Annotated in this window: 12 protein-coding genes and 1 riboswitch; of the genes, 10 read left to right on the top strand and 2 right to left on the bottom strand. The window is 74.2% G+C overall.

The genetic code is table 11. The features are described from left to right. Nucleotides 1-99: 99 nt before the first annotated feature. Nucleotides 100-1,341, top strand: coding sequence for a bifunctional phosphopantothenoylcysteine decarboxylase/phosphopantothenate--cysteine ligase CoaBC (gene coaBC, locus ABD944_RS36130; protein ID WP_345184739.1), 1,242 nt, complete (start codon nucleotides 100-102; stop codon nucleotides 1,339-1,341). A 125-nt stretch (nucleotides 1,342-1,466) separates the two neighbouring features. Then, nucleotides 1,467-2,660 carry a methionine adenosyltransferase gene (metK, locus tag ABD944_RS36125; RefSeq protein WP_345184736.1) on the top strand — a complete coding sequence of 398 codons (1,194 nt, stop codon included), beginning with the start codon at nucleotides 1,467-1,469 and terminating at the stop codon, nucleotides 2,658-2,660. 172 nt (nucleotides 2,661-2,832) lie between these two features. Here metK and ABD944_RS36120 read toward each other — a convergent pair whose 3' ends face one another. Further along, nucleotides 2,833-4,500, bottom strand: coding sequence for an MFS transporter (locus ABD944_RS36120; protein WP_345184734.1), 1,668 nt, complete (start codon nucleotides 4,498-4,500; stop codon nucleotides 2,833-2,835). Between the two features lie 135 nt (nucleotides 4,501-4,635). Here ABD944_RS36120 and ABD944_RS36115 point away from each other — a divergent pair, with 135 nt between their 5' ends. The 8 genes from ABD944_RS36115 (at nucleotide 4,636) to ABD944_RS36080 (ending at nucleotide 14,085) form a co-directional block, all read left to right on the top strand. After that, a complete protein-coding gene (locus ABD944_RS36115) occupies nucleotides 4,636-6,720 on the top strand; it encodes a primosomal protein N' (protein ID WP_345184732.1) in 2,085 nt (694 codons plus the stop codon). A 173-nt stretch (nucleotides 6,721-6,893) separates the two neighbouring features. Continuing rightward, nucleotides 6,894-8,702 (top strand): hypothetical protein, encoded by a 1,809-nt coding sequence (locus tag ABD944_RS36110; RefSeq protein ID WP_345184730.1) that lies wholly within the window; start codon nucleotides 6,894-6,896, stop codon nucleotides 8,700-8,702. A 142-nt stretch (nucleotides 8,703-8,844) separates the two neighbouring features. Further along, nucleotides 8,845-9,390 (top strand): peptide deformylase, encoded by a 546-nt coding sequence (gene def, locus ABD944_RS36105; protein ID WP_345184728.1) that lies wholly within the window; start codon nucleotides 8,845-8,847, stop codon nucleotides 9,388-9,390. Next, nucleotides 9,391-10,317: a methionyl-tRNA formyltransferase gene (fmt, locus tag ABD944_RS36100; protein WP_345184726.1), complete on the top strand. Its 927-nt coding sequence runs from the start codon at nucleotides 9,391-9,393 to the stop codon at nucleotides 10,315-10,317. It begins immediately after the preceding gene. Then, on the top strand, nucleotides 10,317-11,723 hold the full coding sequence (locus tag ABD944_RS36095) for an RsmB/NOP family class I SAM-dependent RNA methyltransferase (RefSeq protein WP_345184724.1): 1,407 nt from the start codon (nucleotides 10,317-10,319) through the stop codon (nucleotides 11,721-11,723). Before fmt ends, ABD944_RS36095 begins: the two co-directional genes overlap by 1 nt. Nucleotides 11,724-11,758: 35 nt before the next feature. Beyond that, nucleotides 11,759-12,709 (top strand): phosphatase PAP2 family protein, encoded by a 951-nt coding sequence (locus tag ABD944_RS36090; protein WP_345184721.1) that lies wholly within the window; start codon nucleotides 11,759-11,761, stop codon nucleotides 12,707-12,709. Nucleotides 12,710-12,721: 12 nt separating this feature from the next. After that, a complete protein-coding gene (rpe, locus tag ABD944_RS36085) occupies nucleotides 12,722-13,399 on the top strand; it encodes a ribulose-phosphate 3-epimerase (RefSeq protein ID WP_345184719.1) in 678 nt (225 codons plus the stop codon). A 47-nt stretch (nucleotides 13,400-13,446) separates the two neighbouring features. Continuing rightward, nucleotides 13,447-14,085 carry an HAD-IA family hydrolase gene (locus tag ABD944_RS36080; RefSeq protein WP_345184717.1) on the top strand — a complete coding sequence of 213 codons (639 nt, stop codon included), beginning with the start codon at nucleotides 13,447-13,449 and terminating at the stop codon, nucleotides 14,083-14,085. A gap of 11 nt (nucleotides 14,086-14,096) precedes the next feature. Here the strand turns inward: ABD944_RS36080 and ABD944_RS36075 are convergent, their stop codons facing one another. Beyond that, the gene (locus ABD944_RS36075; protein WP_345184714.1) at nucleotides 14,097-15,602 is read right to left on the bottom strand and encodes a P-loop ATPase, Sll1717 family; all 1,506 of its coding nucleotides are present in this window, start codon (nucleotides 15,600-15,602) and stop codon (nucleotides 14,097-14,099) included. A 185-nt stretch (nucleotides 15,603-15,787) separates the two neighbouring features. Further along, a riboswitch (FMN riboswitch) is annotated at nucleotides 15,788-15,918 on the top strand. Nucleotides 15,919-15,929: the final 11 nt, after the last annotated feature.

Below are 15,929 nucleotides of genomic sequence, written 5' to 3'. Positions count from 1 at the left end.
CGCGTCCGCGGCGGCTTCCGGGAGGCATCTCCGGACCCCGGTGCGGATACGCCCACCCCGGGGGGAGAGCGGGCGGCGCCTGATGGGATCGTGGGCGACATGACCTCCCCCAAGCCGCGCGTCGTGCTCGGAGTGAGCGCGGGCATCGCCGCGTACAAGGCGTGCGAGCTGCTCCGGCGGCTCACCGAGTCGGGCCACGACGTCACCGTCGTGCCGACCGCGGACGCGCTCCGCTTCGTCGGAGAGCCCACCTGGGCCGCGCTGTCCGGCAAGCCGGTGTCCCCGCGGGTCTGGGACGGCGTCGCCGAGGTCCCGCACGTCCGGCTCGGCCAGCAGGCCGACCTGGTGTTCATCGCACCGGCCACCGCGGACCTGCTCGCCAAGGCGGCCCACGGCCTGGCCGACGACCTGCTGACCAACACCCTGCTCACCGCCCGCTGCCCCGTCGTGTTCGCGCCCGCGATGCACACCGAGATGTGGCAGCATCCGGCCACGCAGGCCAACGTGGCGACCCTGCGGGAGCGCGGCGCCGTCGTCGTCGAGCCCGCGTCCGGCCGCCTCACCGGCAAGGACACCGGGCCCGGCCGGCTGCCCGACCCCGCCGAGCTGTTCGAGGTCGCCCGGCACGTGCTGGCCCGCGGCGCCGACGGCCGCGACCTCGCCGGACGGCACGTGGTGGTCTCCGCCGGGGGCACCCGGGAGGCCATCGATCCCGTCCGTTTCATCGGGAACCGCTCGTCCGGCCTGCAGGGTTACGCGCTCGCCCGGACCGCCGCGGCGCGCGGCGCCAGGGTGACGCTCGTCTCGGCGAACGTCGCCCTGCCCGACCCGGCGGGCGCCGAGACCGTCGCCGTCGGATCGGCCGAGGAGATGCGCGAGGCGGTCGTGGCGGCCGCCGGAACGGCGGACGCGGTCGTCATGGCCGCCGCCGTCGCCGACTTCCGCCCGGCCGACTACCGCGGCTCCAAGATCAAGAAGGCGGAGGGGGCGGAACCCGAGCCGATCCGCCTCGTCAAGAACCCCGACATTCTGGCCGAGCTCGGCCAGGTCCGGCGGCCCGGCCAGGTCGTCGTGGGCTTCGCGGCCGAGACCGACGACGTCCTCGCCAACGGACAGGCCAAGCTCGCCCGCAAGGGCAGCGACCTTCTCGTCGTCAACCAGGTCGGCGAGAACCTGACCTTCGGCCGCCCCGACAACGCCGCGGTCATCCTCGGCGCCGACGGGTCGCGGACCGAGGTGCCCCGCGGGGCCAAGGAGGCGCTCGCCGAGGTCGTGTGGGACCTCGTCGCCGCACGGCTGGATCGCACGCCGCCGGGCGCGCGTCCGGGCGAAGGGTGCTGATCCCGCTAGACTTCTGGTCCTAACATCGTGGGGAACCCATGGCGGGGGGCGGCGTCCCTCGCCGAACTCGACAAAGAATCCGTTCTGCGACGTCAGTCAGCAGCCGCTGCAAGGAGTTCACGTACGTGTCTCGCCGCCTGTTCACCTCCGAGTCGGTGACCGAGGGTCACCCGGACAAGATCGCGGACCAGATCAGCGACGCGATCCTCGACTCGATGCTCAAGGACGATCCGAAGAGCCGGGTCGCCGTCGAGACGATGATCACGACGGGTCAGGTGCATGTGGCCGGTGAGGTCACCACCGAGACCTATGTGGACATCCCGGGCGTGATCCGGGAGAAGATCCTGGAGATCGGCTACGACTCGTCCAAGAAGGGCTTCGACGGCCACTCCTGCGGCGTGTCGGTGTCCATCGGCGCGCAGTCGCCCGACATCGCGCAGGGCGTGGACGACGCCTACGAGTCCCGCGAGGGCGAGGGCGTCGACGACCTGGACCGGCAGGGCGCCGGCGACCAGGGCCTGATGTTCGGCTACGCCACCAGCGAGACCCCCGAGCTGATGCCGCTGCCGATCACGCTGGCGCACCGGCTCGCCCGGCGCCTGTCGGCGGTCCGCAAGAGCGGCGACGTGCCCTACCTGCGCCCCGACGGCAAGACCCAGGTCACCATCGAGTACGACGGCGACCGCGGCGTCCGCCTCGACACCGTCGTGGTGTCCAGCCAGCACGCTCCCGACATCGACCTGAAGGAGCTGCTCGCCCCGGACGTCAAGGAGCACGTCGTCGACCCGGTGCTCGCCGAGTTCGAGCTCGACACCGAGAACTACCGGCTGCTGGTGAACCCCACCGGCCGCTTCGAGATCGGCGGCCCGATGGGCGACGCCGGCCTCACCGGCCGCAAGATCATCGTGGACACCTACGGCGGCATGGCCCGCCACGGCGGCGGCGCCTTCTCCGGCAAGGACCCGTCCAAGGTCGACCGCTCCGCCGCGTACGCGATGCGCTGGGTCGCCAAGAACATCGTCGCCGCGCAGCTCGCCGACCGCGCCGAGGTCCAGGTCGCCTACGCGATCGGCAAGGCCCACCCGGTCGGGGTGTTCGTGGAGACGTTCGGCACCGAGAAGGTCGCCCCCGAGAAGATCGAGAAGGCCATCGGGGACGTCTTCGACCTGCGCCCGGCCGCGATCGTCCGCGACCTCGACCTGCTCCGCCCGATCTACTCGCAGACGGCCGCCTACGGCCACTTCGGCCGCGAGGAGCCCGACTTCTCCTGGGAGTCGACCGACCGCGCCAAGGACCTGGCCTCCGCCGCCGGCCTGTAACCGGTCTTCCGCGAAGAAGGGCCCCGGGACGCCCCGGGGCCCTTCTTCGCGCGCCCGTGCTGTTCCGGCGCCCCTGCCCTGGCGCGACCAGGTCTCCTCGCGCGTGCGGCGGGCGCCTGCCCCAGTGCGGCCTGGTGCCGCGGGGAAGCGGTGCGGACGCGCCGTGACGGGGTCAGCCGGCGCAGTGGTTGCCGCGGTGCAGGCCGTAGCGGGCGGCGATGGTGTAGCGGCCGGGGGTGCGCGCCTCCAGCCGGACGAACTCGCCCGCGCGCGCCAGGCAGGCGTTCCCGCCCGTCGCGCTCAGCCACGGTGACCAGGAGACGCGCAGCAGGACCGACCCGGGCGAGGGCACGTCGACGACGAGCTCGCCGGAGTTGAGGTTCCTGACGAACGCGGGCGGGTCGACCAGCGGCGTGGGGCTCGCGACGCGGTACAGCCGCCAGTGCGTGTCCCGCCAGATCTCCGTCAGGTACGGCTGGCCGCCTTCGACGAGGGCGGCCTCCTCCTGCGCCGACCAGTCGACCTCCTGCTCGGGCAGGACGACGTACTGGACGGCCCACTTGTGCAGCCAGTCGCGGTACGAGGCGGGCGTCAGCGCGCCCTTCTCGTAGAACAGCTCGTGGCGCTCGGCGTCGACCTGGCGGTTCCAGCCGCGGGCGAGCGCGAAGTGGCGGCTGAGGCCGGAGGACTCCCAGTGGGAGCGCAGCGGGACGACCTCGATGCGCGCGTCGTCCGCGCCGACGGCGCCCAGCTCTGCGACGAGGCCGCGGGCGTGGTCGGCGGCGGTGGCCGCGGGCTCGGTGTGGATGAGGTCGTCGACGGGCTTCACGACCTGCCAGGACGCCGTCACGATGAACGCCAGCGACAGCACGGCGATGCGCGCCCGCCCGTGGGCGCGCGCGACTGCCGACAGCAGGAACATGCCGCCGAACAGCAGCGAGAGGCGCTCGACGTTGCTGCCGATGGGGGAGGGGATCAGCCAGGTCAGCAGGATCCCGGCCAGGTAGACGGCGGCGCCGGTCCGCACGAACCTCCAGCTCTTCGGAGCGCAGAACAGGATCGCGGCGACGCTGGTGACGGCGGGCAGCACGATCGCGTCCAGGGAGATCGGCTGGACGCCGCTGAACGGGAAGAGCAGGCTGGTGGTGCCGACCACGACGGGCAGGCCCACGGCGACGCAGACGCCGGCGCGGCGGCGTCCGGTCAGGAAGAGCGCGGCGGCCAGCACCAGCAGGAACAGGCCGGCGACGGGGCTCGCGAGCGAGGCCAGCAGGCTCAGCACGACCATCGCCGCGGCGCGCAGGGCGGGCGTGCCGCGCGGGGTGAACGCCACGATGGTCGCCATGAGCGCGAACATCAGGCCGAGGCCGAACGTGACGCGGCCGGAGGCGGCGTTGCAGGTGAGCGCGAAGGCGGCCCAGAGGGAGGCGGGCAGCGCGACCGGGGCCCGGAACTGCTTGAGCAGGTACGCGGTGAGCGTGGCGCAGATCGTGCCCGTGATCACCGCGACCGTGCGGATGCCGAACAGCGCCATCAGGTACGGCGACACGAGGCTGTAGGAGGCGGGGTGCATCCCGCCGTACCAGGCGAAGCTGTAGGCCGCACCGGGGTGCTTCCAGGCGAAGTCCGTCCACGCGGCCTGCGCGGCGAGGTCGCCGCCCTCGGTCGCGAGGAACAGCCCCCACACCAGGTGCAGGACGGCGGCGGCCAGCGTGGCGGCGACCACGGGGTGGCGTGCCCGCTTCTTCCACCGGGAGGCGGCCGCGGGGCTTGGAGAACGGCGTGACACCCCGTTGCTGACCGGGGCGTCCGTCCGCTCATGGGCATGAGCTGTGGTCACATCGCCTGCAAGGCTCGTCGGACGGCGAGGGTGCGGACGGCGTCGGGCAATGGGCCGGAGGACGCGCACCCGTTCAAACGGACCAACCCTAGCGTGCGACTCCGGGTGTCGGATCGATCTGGTAGGACGGGGGGCGTGACGAAGGACGGCGGGGGAACGGACCTGATCCCGGGGCTGGACGCCCTTCCGGGCGCGGCCGCCCCCAAGGCGGGCCGGTCCGGGAAACCCGCCGCGCCGGGGAAGAAGGCGGCGGGGAAGAAGGGGGCGCGCCGTCCGGCCGCGGAGCTGCCCGTCGCGCGGATCGCGGTCGACATGTCGCTCCCGCACCTCGACCGCCCCTTCGACTACCTGGTCCCCGCCGAGCTTGACGCCAAGGCGGTCCCCGGCTGCCGCGTGCGGGTGCGCTTCGCGGGCCAGCTCGTCGACGGCTTCCTCCTGGAGCGGGTCGCCGAGAGCGGCCACGGCGGCAAGCTGCTGTTCCTGGAGAGGGTGACCTCGCCCGAGCCCGTCCTGACCCCGGAGATCGTCACGCTGGTGCGGGAGGTGGCCGACCGCTACGCGGGCACGTTCGCGGACGTCCTGCGGCTCGCCGTCCCTCCCCGGCACGCCCGCGTCGAAGCCGAGCCCGTGGAGGAGGGCGCCCCCGCACTGCCCGGGGCGCCCGACGCCGGCGTGTGGCGGGAGTACCCGGCGGGGGAGTCCTTCGTGAACGCGCTGGCCGGCGGGAGGGCGCCGCGGGCCGTGTGGAGCGCGCTGCCCGGCCCCGACTGGACGGCGGCCATCGCTCGCGCGGTCGCCGCCACGTTGAGCGGAGGGCGCGGCGCGCTCGTCGTCGCCGCCGACGGGCGCGACGTGGCGCGCATCGACGCGGCGCTGGAGGCGGAGCTGGGGGAGGGGCTGCACGTCGCCCTGACGGCGGAGCTGGGCCCTGCGGAGCGCTACCGGAGGTGGCTCGCCGTCCTGCGCGGCAAGGCGCGGGCGGTCGTCGGCACGCGCGCCGCCATGTTCGCGCCCGTCGCCGACCTGGGGCTGGTCGTGCTGTGGGACGACGGCGACGACGTCCACGCCGAGCCGCACGCGCCGTATCCGCATCCCCGCGACGTGCTCGCCCTGCGTGCGCACCGGTCCGGGGCCGGCGCCCTGATCGGCGGGTTCACCCGGACGACCGACGCGACGCAGCTCGTGGAGACCGGCTGGGCCCACGCGCTCGCCGCCGACCGGAACCGCGTCCGGGCGAGGATGCCGCGCGTCCGCTACGTGGGGGAGGACGCGCAACTCGCCCGGGACGCCGCCGCCCGCACAGCGCGCCTGCCGAACATCGCCTTCGAGGCGGCCCGGCAGGCGCTGGAGAGCGGGCCCGTGCTCGTCCAGGTGCCGAGGCGCGGATACGTTCCCGGCATCGCCTGCGGAAGGTGCCGCACCCCGGCGCGTTGCCAGACCTGCCAGGGGCCGCTGGCGCTCGCCTCGTCGCACGCGGCCCCCTACTGCGGCTGGTGCGGCCATATCGCGGGCGACTGGCACTGCCCCGAATGCGGCTTCTTCCAGGTGCGCGCCGTGGTGGTGGGCGCCAAACGCACGGCGGAGGAGCTCGGCCGGGCGTTCCCCGGCGTGCCCGTGCGCACCTCGGGGCGGGAGGCCGTCCTCGACCGGGTCGGTCCGGAACCGGCTCTCGTGGTGGCGACGCCCGGGGCCGAGCCTCCGGCGGAGAGCGGATACCCGGCCGCGCTGCTGCTGGACGGCTGGGTCCTCCTCGGCCGGCCTGACCTGCGCGCCGGCGAGGAGACGCTGAGGCGCTGGATGAACGCGGCGTCGCTCGTCCGCCCGCAGGGCCCGGTGATCGTGGCGGCGGAGGGGGCGCTGCCCGCGGTCCAGGCCCTCGTGCGCTGGGATCCGGTCACGTACGCGGAGCGGGAACTCGCCGAGCGCAGGGAGGTGGGGTTCCCGCCCGCCGCGCGCATGGCGTCGCTCACCGCGTCCCCGGCCGCCATACGGGAGCTTCTGGCCGACACCCGGTTGCCCGACGGCGCGGAGGTCCTCGGTCCCGTTCCCGTCCCGCAGGCGGGCACGGAGGCCCAAGACAAGGAACGCGCGCTGATTCGAGTACCCCGCGCCGGGGGAAACGCCCTGGCGCGAGCGCTGAAGGAAGCCCAGGGCGTGCGCAGCGCACGCAAGGCCACGGAGACCGTCCGCGTCCAGATCGACCCCCTCGAACTGATCTGACGCTGCAACTCAACCGGCGCCGCGGAGCTCGACCGGTGCAGCGGAACTCGATCACGCTGTGACTCGACCGACTCCATGGGACACGAGTGATCCCGTGGGCTCGACCGAGGCGACTCGGCCGACTCGGGGCTCAACCGACCCCGGGGAACGCGGCTGACCAATAGGGTTCTGGCGTGGCCGACAACTGGGTGGAGACCACCGCGGGCGACCTGCGGCGGTGGTCGGACGAACGCGGCGAGGCGCTTGACGAGCAGGGTGTCCGCATCCTGCTCGACCTGGCGCGGGAGGAGATGGGCCTCGCGGGCCCGGAGGCGCTGGAGCCGCGGCACGTCCGCGAACTGCTCCTGGAGGTCTTCCCCGAGTCCGTGGTCGCCGGGCGCGACGACGTCCCCACCATCCTGGACGCGCTCCGCCGGGTCGTCGCCTACCTGCGCGACACCGGCGCCGTCCCGGCCCCGGCCGCCGACGCGCTGGCGGCGGAGATCGACCGGGCCGGCCCCGAGTTCGCCGAGGTCGTCGCCGCCGTCGACAGCGAGGAGCGGCAGGCGGCGGCCGAGGTCGTCGCCGGGCTGATGCAGGCCGACGGGATCGACCTGGACGACGGCGACGCCGTCGACGCGTGGATGCGTGACTTCCAGGCGCTCCCGGAGGAGGAGCGCTTCGCCCGCACCGAGGAGTACCTGCGGCAGGCGGGGGACCTGGTGGTCCCGCCCGTCCGGCTGGCGCCGCAGGCCGAGGTCGCGGACGCGGCGCGGCGGTCGGGCCTCGCCGAGGCGGTCCTGGCCCTGGCCCGCTGGACGGGCGAGCGCCCGCTGACCGAGCACGGCATGCTCACCGAGCCCGACGCCGAGGCCGCGCGCCGCGCCCTCGGCCTCGACGCGCCGCGGCGCCACGGGCGGCTGGAGGACGACGGCGCGCTGGAGCGGCTGTGGTGGGCCGCCGTCGAGGCGAAGGTCATCGATGCCGGGGACGGCCGCGCCTCCCCGGGCCCCGCGCTGCCGGGCCTCGAATCGGGCGACGACGCGGCCCTGCTCACCGCCTGGTTGCCGCTGTTCGACGCCGCCGTCGTGCCCGGCCACGACTACGCCGACGGCCTGGACGCGGTCGAACTCGTCCAGAACGAGCTGACCGGCGTCCTCATCCACCTGTACGAGCAGGAGGAGCCGTCCGCACCGGACGCCCTCGCCGAGGCTCTGCTGGGCCACATCGAGGAGGCCTACGACCTCAGCGACGCCGACACCATGCACGCGCTCGTGGCGGACGCCCTCGCCCTGGAGCTGGCGGCCCTGGAGGACTGGGGCGTCATCGAGGCGTCCGGCGCGGGCCGGGCGCTGACGCCGCTCGGGGTGTGGGCGGTGCGGGAGCTGCTCCTCGCGGACGGGTTCACCGCCCCGGTCATCGGCGAGCTGGCCGGCGCCCGCGCGTCCGAGCTCGTCGCGGGGCTCACCTGGTACCGGCCTGACGCCGCCGACGAGGAGATCGACGGCTGGCTGGCGTCCCACGACTCCAAGGACGCCGCCGCCGACCTGCTGGACGTCATGCGGACCGGCGGTCCCGGCGCCCGCAACCTCGCCGCCGCCGTCCTGCACCGCGTCGGCCCCGAGGCCGCCGGGGTGGTCCGCGCCGCGCAGGAGCACCCGCTCGTGGCGCCCTACGCCGCGATGTGGCTGAACGCGGCGGGCGACCCGGCGGGGCGCGAGCTGGCCCGCGAGGAGTACCTCTGGGTGTTCGTCGACACGGTGGCCGGGATGATGGAGACCGCCGAGCCGGAGGAGGCGGTCGCGGCGGCGCTGGTCGACGCGCCGCCCGGGGCCGAGATGAAGACCATGGTGGACGAGCTCTGGCGCACCCACCATCCCGGTGTGGCGGACGTCCTGGAGGCCCTGGGCGCCCACCACCCCGACAAGGCGACGGCCAAGGCCGCCCGCACCGCCGCCTACAAGGCGCGGTCGGCGCGCCAGAGCGCGCACCGCGGTGTGTGAACGCGGGGTGTGAACATGGCGTGAATGTTCCGGGCCCGCGCCTCCGTAGACTTGGGGGCGCGTCCCAGTGGACCGGTGGCACCCGCAGCGGTCGGGTGGCACTCGCAGTGATCAGCGACATTCGCAGGAAACGGAGTCCCCGTTGGCCGTCAAGCCCATCCGCCTCTTCGGCGACCCCGTGCTGCGCACGCCCGCGGAGCCGGTGAAGGACTTCGACAAGGAGCTGCGCCAGCTCGTCAAGGACCTCACCGACACGATGATCGACGCCCCTGGAGCGGGCCTGGCGGCCCCCCAGCTCGGCGTCGGGCTGCGCGTCTTCACCTACTACGTCGACGACCGCCTCGGGCACGTCGTCAACCCGACGCTCGACCTGTCGGACGAGCAGGAGACCGACGACGAGGGCTGCCTCTCCCTGCCCGGCCTCGCGTTCCCCACGCCCCGCTCCGTCGGGGTGGTGGCGAAGGGCTTCAACATGCACGGGGAGCCCATCACGCTGGAGGGCACCGACCTGCTGGCCCGCTGCGTCCAGCACGAGACCGACCACCTCGACGGGATCATCTTCATCGACCGGATGGACCCCGAGCAGCGCAAGGCCGCGATGAAGGCGATCCGGGAGGCCGAGTGGTTCGGCGAGCCGGCCCCCGTCGTGAAGGAGTCGCCGCACCGCACCCTCGGGAAGGCGATCTAGATGCGGCTGGTCTTCGCCGGGACGCCCGAGACGGCGCTTCCGGCCCTGACGGCCCTTCTGGGGTCGTCGCACGAGGTCGCCGCGGTCGTGACCCGGCCCGACGGGCGTTCGGGGCGGGGGAGGCGCCTGAGCGCCAGCCCGGTCGCCTCGCTCGCCGCCGAGGCCGGCGTCGAGGTGCTCAAGCCCGCGAAGGCCCGCGACCCCGAGTTCCTCGACCGGCTCCGGGAGATCGCGCCGGACTGCTGCCCGGTGGTCGCCTACGGCGCGCTGCTGCCCCCCGAGGCCCTGGACATCCCCCGGCACGGCTGGGTGAACCTGCACTTCTCGCTGCTGCCCGCGTGGCGCGGGGCCGCCCCCGTGCAGCGCGCGATCCTGCACGGCGACGACGTGACCGGCGCGGCCACGTTCCAGATCGAGGAGGGCCTGGACACCGGCCCGGTCTACGGCGTGCTCACCGAGCCGATCCGGCCGGACGACACCGCCGGCGCCCTGCTGGGACGGCTGGCCGTCGCCGGTGCCGACCTGCTGCTGGACACCATGAACGGCATCGACGCGGGCGTCCTTGAGCCGCGGCCCCAGCCGACCGAGGGGGTGTCCCACGCGGCGAAGCTCACGCCCGAGGACGGCCGCGTCGACTGGAAGAGCCCGGCCCTGCACATCGACCGCCTCGTCCGCGCCTGCACCCCGGCGCCGGGCGCGTGGACGACCTTCCGCGACACCCGGGTCAAGCTCGGCCCCGTCCGCCCGGCCCCGGGCGCCGCCGAGCTGGAGCCCGGCGCGCTCAGCGCGGGCAAGAGCGAGGTGCTGGTCGGCACGGCCACCCATCCCGTCGCGCTCGGCGAGGTGCGGCCGCAGGGCAAGCGCCCCATGGCCGCCGCCGACTGGGCCCGCGGTCTCGACCTCACCGGCAAGGACGCGCTGCACTGATGCCTCCCGCCCGCAACCGCCGACGCGCCCCGAACACCCGCCCGGGCGGCCCCCGCAAGACGGGCCGCCCCCAGGACCTCGTCCGCCGCACCGCGTTCGACGTGATCCGGGCGGTGGAGACCCGCGACGCCTACGCGAACCTCCTGCTTCCCGCGCGCCTGCGCGACCGCGGCCTGACCGGACGCGACGCCGCCCTCGCCACCGAGCTGACGTACGGGACCCTGCGCGGCAGGGGCACCTACGACGCGGTTCTCGCGCTGTGCAGCGACCGCGAACTGCGCCGCGTCGACGCGCCCCTCCTGGACGTCCTGCGCCTGGGCGCCCACCAGGTCCTCGGCACCCGCATCCCGCCGCACGCCGCCGTGGCGACGACCGTGGAGCTGGCCCGCTCCGTCTCCGGCCCGGGCCAGGCCAAGTTCGCCAACGCCGTGCTCCGCAAGGTCGCCATGCGCGACATGGACGCCTGGCTGCGGATCGTGGCCCCCGCCGACGCCGACGCCACGACGCGCCTGTCGATCGCCCACAGCCACCCGAAATGGATCGTGTCCGCCATGCGGGACGCGGTCGGGGCGGCCGAGATCGACGAGCTCCTCGCGGCCGACAACGCCCGGCCCCGCGTGACGCTGGTCGCGCGCCCCGGCAGGGCGACCCTCGAAGAGCTGTACGACGCGGGCGCCGAACCCGCCCCCTACTCGCCCTATGGCGCCGTCCTGGCGGAGGGCGACCCGGCGGGCATCGACGCCGTCCGCGATGGGCGCGCGGCCGTCCAGGACGAGGCCAGCCAGATGGTCGCCCTGGCGCTGGCCGAAGCTCCCCTGGACGGTCGTGACGCGCGCTGGGCCGACCTCTGCGCCGGCCCCGGGGGCAAGGCCGGGCTCCTGTCGGCTCTCGCCTCCCAGCGCGACGCCCGGCTCCTCGCCGCGGACGTCCAGCCGCACCGCGCCGGGCTCGTCCGGCGCGCGGTCGACGACCGCGCGGGCGTGGTCGCCGCCGACGGCACCGCTCCCGCGTGGCGCCCGGCCTCGTTCGACCGCGTCATGGTGGACGCCCCGTGCACCGGCCTGGGCGCGCTCCGGCGCCGCCCCGAGGCGCGCTGGCGCCGGGGCCCCGAGTCGGTCGCCGAACTCGGGCCGCTCCAGCGGAAGCTGCTCGCCGCGGCGCTGGAGTCCGTCCGGCCCGGCGGAGTGGTCGCCTACGTCACCTGCTCGCCGCACCTGGCGGAGACCCGCGTGGTGGTGGACGACGTCCTGCGCAAGCGGGACGACGTCGAACGGCTCGACGCGCCCGGCGTCCTGGCGGCGATCGCCCCCGGCCTCACCGGGCTCGGTGACGGCCCGTACGCCCAGTTCTGGCCGCACCGCCACGGCACGGACGCGATGTTCCTGGCGCTGCTCCGCCGCACCTGACCGCCGCACCCGGCCTCGGGGGAGGCGCCGCGCTGATGGGAGGCTCCGTGCTGACCGGCTTCATGATCTTCATGTCGTATCTGGGCAGCGCGGCCTTCTACGTCCCGCTGCTCCTGGCGCTGTTCTGGTGCGTGGCGCCGCGCCTGGCCGCGCGGGCCGCCGTGGTGCTGCTGTTCGGCGCGGCCGTCAACGCGCTCCTCAAGCTGGTCTTCCACGCGCCCCGCCCCTACTGGACGGACCCGAACATCCAGGGCAGGCAGTCGCTGTCGTCGTTCGGGATGCCGTCCGGCCACGCCCAGAACAGCGTCGCCGGGTGGGGCTTCTTCGCGGCCCAGACCCGGCGCTGGTACCTGTGGGCGGGCGCCGCCATCGTGATCTTCCTGATCGGAGTGTCGCGCGTCTATCTGGGCGTCCACTCGCCAGGGCAGGTGCTGGCGGGCTGGGGCGTCGGCCTGGCCGTCCTGGTCGCCGCCCTCGGGCTGGAGCCCGTCGCCGTCCCGTGGTGGCGGCGGCAGCATCTGGCAGTGCAGCTGGCGCTCTCCCTCGCGGTCTCCCTGATGATGCTCGCGGCGGCCTGGGGTGCGGCGCGCCCGCTGCGGGACTGGCAGTGGCCCCGTGCGTGGGCGGAGGCCGTCAAGGCGGCCGGAGGCGTCGCCGAGCCCGTCACGCTGACCGATTCGGCCCAGGCGTCCGGCGCTCTCTGCGGCCTCCTGATGGGCCTGTCCCTGGTCGCCTGGCGTGGCTGGTTCGATCCGGGCGGCAGGGCCTGGCAGCGCCTGGCGCGGCTCCCGCTGGGCCTCGCGGGGGCGGCGGTCATCGCCTTCTTCGAGGGGGCGAACCTGGTCCAGGCGTTCGTCGTCCAGGCGCTGCTCGTGCTGTGGGTGACGGCGGGCGCGCCGGAGGCCTTCGTCCGCCTGCGCCTGGCGGCCCGCCCCACCCCGGGCCTCACCCGGGCGGGTGACGATCGGGCGGGGCTGCGCCAATAGACTCGGGGCATCATGGCTCCTCAGATCGCACCCAGCATCCTGTCCGCCGACTTCGCCCGCCTGGCCGAGGACGTCGCGCGCATCGCCGACTCCGCCGACTGGGTCCACGTCGACGTGATGGACAACCACTTCGTCCCGAACCTCACCCTGGGACTGCCCATCGTGCAGGCGCTGCTCAGGAACAGCGCCCTCCCCCTCGACTGCCACCTGATGATCGAGGACCCCGACCGCTGGGCGCCGCAGTACGCCGAGGCCGGAGCCGGGAGCGTCACCATCCACGCCGAGGCGGCGAAGGCGCCCATCCGCACCCTGAGGGCCATCCGCGCCGCGGGCGCCCGCGCGGGGCTGGGCGTCAACCCGGCCACCCCGGTGGACGGCTTCGAAGACCTCCTCGGCGAGATCGACATGCTCCTGCTGATGACCGTGGAGCCCGGCTTCGGCGGCCAGAAGTTCCTGGACGTCGTCCTGCCGAAGGTCCGCCGCGCCCGGGAGCTCATCAAGGGCCGCGACCTCCCGGTCTGGCTCCAGGTCGACGGCGGCGTCAGCGCCGAGACGATCGAGCGCTGCGCGGAGGCGGGCGCCGACGTGTTCGTCGCCGGCAGCGCCGTGTACGGGGCCGACGACCCGGCCGAGGCCGTCCGCAGGCTCCGCGCCCAGGCCGAAGAGGCGACGGCCAAGGCGGATTGGTGAAAGGTCCCGCGGAGCGGGCGGGGGGTGTGGGGGGTCGTCCCCCCACCATGACTCTGCCCTGCGCCGCCGTCCTGTTCGACGTCGACGGCACCCTCGTCGACTCGACGCCCCTGGTCGAACGCGCGGGCCGCGAATGGGCCGCCGAGTACGGCATCGACCCTGACGTGTTCATGTCGGGCGCCCACGGCCGCCGCACGAGCGACCGTGTGGCCGAGTTCCTGCCGGCCGGACAGGTCCGCGAGGCCACCGCGCGCCTGGACGCCCTTGAGGCGGTCAGCACCGACGGCATCGTCGCCCTGCCGGGCGCCGTGGAACTGCTGGCGGACATGGGCGGCCTGCCCCACGCCTTCGTGACGTCCATGGACCGGTCGCAGCTCAAGGTGCGCACCGGAGTGGCCGGCATCCCCTCCCCGCCCGTCGTGGTGACCGCCGAGGACGTTTCCGACGGCAAGCCCGACCCGTCCGGCTACCTCCGGGCGGCCCGCCTGCTGGGCGTGGACCCGTCCGCCTGCGTGGTCGTGGAGGACGCCCCCGCCGGGATCGCGGCGGGCCGCGCGGCGGGGGCCACGGTCGTCGCGCTGGTCACCAGCCACCCGGAGGAGTCCCTGGCCGAGGCCCACCACGTCGTCCGGGACCTGAGCCGCGTGCGGGCCACCCCCACCGGCCTGCGCCTCGCCCTCGGCTGAGCGCCCGGGTCTCAGCCGCCGGCGCTCCCGACCACCGCGGCGTCGATTCCGAGCGAGGCGTGGAACATGGCGTGCACGCGGAACCGCCGCACGGCCGCGAGGTTGAGGTGCTGCACCTGGTGGCTGCCGAGGAACCGCCCCTCCGCGGACGCCCGCGCGGTCAGCAGGCCCGCGCGCCACAGGATCTCGATCAGGTCGTTCGGGTCGCACGAGGGCAGCCATGACGCGGTGCCGTGGGTGGGGACGTCGCCGCAGGCCAGCTCCAGGCAGAGCAGTTCGAGCTCGTCGCGGCGGAACAGGGGCGGACGGCTGCGGAACGCCTCGAACACGCTCAGCAGCCCCGGGTACTGGGAGCGGTACTCGGCCGCGATGTCCTTCGTCCGCTCGGCGGAGTAGCCGTACTCCGACCGCTCGATCGCGGAGTACGGCACGGGCAGCTTGGAGCGCCGGGCCCTGGCCTGCTCCAGCGCCTCCGAGCAGAACTGGATGAGCTCCCGCGGCCGGTACAGCGTCCGGTCGACCATGTAGCCGAACGACCCGTCCCGCCCCCTGCCGGGCGGCGGCGCGAAGACCGCCGACCAGCAGGCCCGGTCCCCGGCGCGTTCGAGGGCGTCCACCGCGAAGCCGTTCTCGTGGGCCGAGTGCCGGATCCGCCTGGCGATCAGTTCGAGCAGCGAGTCCTCCGACCAGTAGATCTTCTCCAGCAGGTCCCGGTGCTTCTGCGCGTCGTCGTACAGGGCGGGGATGTCGTCGTAGAGCTCCTGCCGCAGCGAGATGTAGACGCGCAGGTTCGGGTGCAGCGCGTTGATGGACACGCACGCCTGGAACAGCCCGGACACGAACGCCTTGGCGTCCTCGGAGGAGTCCCAGCCGCGGTCCAGCTCGTCCACGAGCACCACCACCCGCTGGTTGTCCAGCACCTTGCGCAGCGCCGGCAGCAGGTTCTGGATCTCCTCCAGCTGGTAGAGGCGGTCCAGCTCGCGGGTCCGCACGCCGGCCTCGATCGGCCCGATCTTCACGGCCTCCAGCCGCTTGAGGTAGGACACCAGCAGCGACAGGGGGCCGAGCTGCTGGGCGCCGTGCATGTCCCGGATGTAGTTGTGGATCTGCCGGCCGCCGTTCTTGGTGAGCCGCATCCCCTTGCGCGCGAGCGCCTTCATCACCAGCACGTAGATCAGGTACTTCCACGCGGCGGCGTAGGCGCCCTGCTTGGCCCACGAGCCCGCGTTCTCGGCGGCCATGGTGGAGCTGAGCAGCTCGTAGGAGTAGTCCTCGGGCGACAGCTCGATGACGTGGCCGCCGGCGGCGCGCTCCCGCCTGGCCAGCACCTGGAAGATCGCGCTCTTGCCGGCTCCGCGGTTGCCCATCAGGATCGTCTTCGCGCCGGACCGGACGCGGTGGTAGGCGGGGGACTCCACGAAGTACTTCTCCAGGCCCCGTGAGATGTCGCGCTCCGCGGACGGAGTGCCGAAGTCGAGAACGTCAAGGATCTTGGGCGACAGGGACAACTTCGCCATGGGCCTTCCCGGAAATGGAGGCAGGGGGTTCGTTGACAACTTGCATCGCCTTACCGCCTCCCGGCAAGACCCGCCGCCGATGCCCGTGGAGTGGGCGAACCGGCCGGGGCCCGCGCGAAGGAGTTGTGGCGATGGCCACAGGGGCGGGAATGGGAATGCGTGGCACACTGGTTGGCAAAGCATGAACGCGTGCTCCGGGGTCGGTGAAATTCCGAACCGGCGGTGACAGTCCGCGACCCGGCCGAAGCCATCGGCCGGTTGACCCGGTGGAACTCCGGGACCGACGGTGAAAGTCCGGATGGGAGGCAGCGCGCGGTACACCCCTGG

Source organism: Actinomadura verrucosospora (genome assembly GCF_039540335.1).
GTDB classification, from domain to species: domain Bacteria; phylum Actinomycetota; class Actinomycetes; order Streptosporangiales; family Streptosporangiaceae; genus Spirillospora; species Spirillospora verrucosospora.
The sequence above is the reverse complement of the archived record's forward strand: the minus strand, read 5'-3'. Positions and strand labels throughout refer to the sequence as shown.

Excerpts from the sequence above, each read along its gene's own strand:
- coaBC (WP_345184739.1), top strand. The coding sequence starts at position 100 with ATGACCTCCCCCAAGCCGCGCGTCGTGCTCGGAGTGAGCGCGGGCATC.
- fmt (WP_345184726.1), top strand. The coding sequence starts at position 9,391 with ATGCGGCTGGTCTTCGCCGGGACGCCCGAGACGGCGCTTCCGGCCCTG.
- ABD944_RS36095 (WP_345184724.1), top strand. The coding sequence starts at position 10,317 with ATGCCTCCCGCCCGCAACCGCCGACGCGCCCCGAACACCCGCCCGGGC.
- ABD944_RS36090 (WP_345184721.1), top strand. The coding sequence starts at position 11,759 with ATGGGAGGCTCCGTGCTGACCGGCTTCATGATCTTCATGTCGTATCTG.
- rpe (WP_345184719.1), top strand. The coding sequence starts at position 12,722 with ATGGCTCCTCAGATCGCACCCAGCATCCTGTCCGCCGACTTCGCCCGC.
- ABD944_RS36080 (WP_345184717.1), top strand. The coding sequence starts at position 13,447 with ATGACTCTGCCCTGCGCCGCCGTCCTGTTCGACGTCGACGGCACCCTC.
- ABD944_RS36075 (WP_345184714.1), bottom strand. The coding sequence starts at position 15,602 with ATGGCGAAGTTGTCCCTGTCGCCCAAGATCCTTGACGTTCTCGACTTC.